This is a genomic window from Flavobacterium sp. TC780, assembly GCF_056783245.1.
Genome location: NZ_JBXBAV010000035.1, coordinates 1 through 2,450 on the forward strand (window position 1 = coordinate 1; position 2,450 = coordinate 2,450).

Consider the following 2,450-nt stretch of genomic DNA (forward strand, 5'->3'; position numbering starts at 1 on the left):
TAGTTTCGGCAAGCTGTTGGTAATTACTCTGTTAATTTAAATATACAAACTATTAGTGAAGCTCCTAGAGTTAGCTGGTCAGGAAATTGTGGCGGTACATTAAAATCATGGCTGAAATTTAGCGACAATACAGAGGTTGATTTTTTTCACCAACCTGTAGGAGATGGTCAGGATCTTCCCAGAAATTGGCTTAGTAGTTTCAGTAGTACAAAAAAATTAAATCGATTACGATTTGACTCTCATGCAAGAAAATGGCAGGGAGGTATAAATAAAGGATGTAAAACAAAAAGATCGCAAACTAATCTTCTGAAAAATGTAAACTATGGTGTTACTGAATATTACACAAACGTCAATTTTACATCAGCGTACAGACTTAGAGCAACTTTAAAAATCTTACCAAAACTAACAATTGCAGGGAGTGACTTAAGTCGTTTTTTACCAACTGCTGATAAAGTCGTTATTGAAAGCAACACAGGTTTTTTACGTTCCGAATATAATTGGCAATACTCTTTTGACTTACAAAGTTGGAAGGACTTAACTCAATACAATGGTTCTTCAAAAATTTCGGTAGATGCTAATGATATTCTTGGAACAAATGCAGATAAGTATATAGGCGAAATTGTTTATATACGGCAAATTGCATATGGAGGAGAGGCTAAATCTGATCCAGCTCGTTTCAAAATTCTTAAGTCGGCACCACACATTGTTTCGACAACACCATATTTAACCGATTGTTATGATGATCAAAAAGGTAGCATAAAAATTGTTTTTGATAGACCATTAGTTACTAATGAAACACTATCAATTACTTTTCTTAAAAACAATAGTGTTTATAACATAACTAGTTTTGCTCCTGATAACTCATATACAATTCGAAACATACAAAAAGGAGAAGATAGCTATACTTTATTCGGCTTTTATAAGGCTAATCTCTATATTGGCGCACCAAATCATAGCGATACTTTTAAAATAGATTCGCCTACTCCAGTAGATTTTTATTTGTCCTCTACAAATGTAAATTGTAATGGTGGTAAAGATGGAACAATAAAAATAACAGCTTCTGGAGGAACTAAAGAAGGATATCAATACTCAACTGATAATGGGCTCAATTGGACTGATTTCGAAGATTATAAAAGTTATACGCATATCATTAAGGGATTACATCCTATTTCAGGCTCCTCAATAGATTACGACATAAAAGTAAGAGATGCGAATAAATGTGTTGCAAAAACTCAAACTATAGTTCAAGGTGAAATCATGTTAGGGCTTGAAAAATCACTACCAGCTACAATTTCACAACCAACAAGTCCAGTAACTTTAACTTATAAATTACCTACTGAACCAACTCTTCATGGTGGTTCCAACGGAAAAATAATAGCTTCTGTAACAGGTGGGACTCCAATTAATGGTAACTCTTATTCTTTTCAATGGAAAGATAATTTGGGTAACGTAATAGATTCTAATAAAAGTACTACACAATTTAGTAGTGGTACTTATGCTATTACATTAAATAATATTCCAGCAGGAACTTATACTTTAAATGTCTGGGATAAAAACTATAATAATACAACTGATAAAACAGGTTGTACCTTAATACCAACTCTAAGCGTTACATTGAGGGAACCTCCTGCTCTTGTTGTCAAAATAAAAGTTGATAAAATTATTTCATGTAATAGTACAAATCAGTTTGGGAATGATAATGATTTTAATCCTCAAGATAACCAACGAGATGAATCACAAGATGCAGTTTTATCTGCAGTTGTTAGTGGTGGAGTTCCTTATACTGGTGCTGAAAATGGCGGTTTAGCTTATCAATATATTTGGTCTAAACTCAATATCAAATCTAATCAATGGGAAGTACTTAATAATGTAACAGGAATCAAAGCAGAAAATCTTTCAAAAGGAACCTACTCTTTGAATGTAATTGATAAAAACGGAATAACTCAGGGTAGTTATATCAATAATGTATTGGAAACAGCAAATCCAGCTATTGAGCAAATCGTAGAACCTGCTAAACTAGAACTAACATTTGATTCTGGAAATGTTTCTTGTCACGCAGGAAATAATGGATGGGTAACTGCAAAAGTTAGTGGTGGAACTCCTAATGCAGACGGTTCATACTCCTACCAATGGTATAATGTAGACGGAGGAATTATTGATGAAAACAAAATAACGAGATTAACTCTAGGAACGTACTCTATAATTGCTACAGATAGTAAAGGATGTTTCGTACAAGGAGAAATTAAAATAGAAGAACCTCTAGCTCCTATTTCTTTAGATTACAAAGAGATTATACATCCTACTTTTTTTGGAGCAACTAATGGTAAAATTGTTGCCGAAATAATAGGAGGAACACCAAATACGATTGGTGATGCTTATTTGTATGAATGGACAAATAAAAAAGGAGATATTCAAAGCAGCAACTGCCCAACTTATTAATGGTATATACA

The 2,450-nt window shown here is 33.1% G+C and carries 1 protein-coding gene; it reads left to right on the forward strand.

Features of this window, described 5'->3' with window-relative positions; genetic code table 11:
- Positions 1 to 999 precede the first annotated feature (999 nt).
- Complete coding sequence (locus AC1RYN_RS03465; protein WP_481805848.1) at positions 1,000 to 2,439, forward strand: SprB repeat-containing protein; 1,440 nt, start codon at positions 1,000 to 1,002, stop codon at positions 2,437 to 2,439.
- Positions 2,440 to 2,450 lie beyond the last annotated feature (11 nt).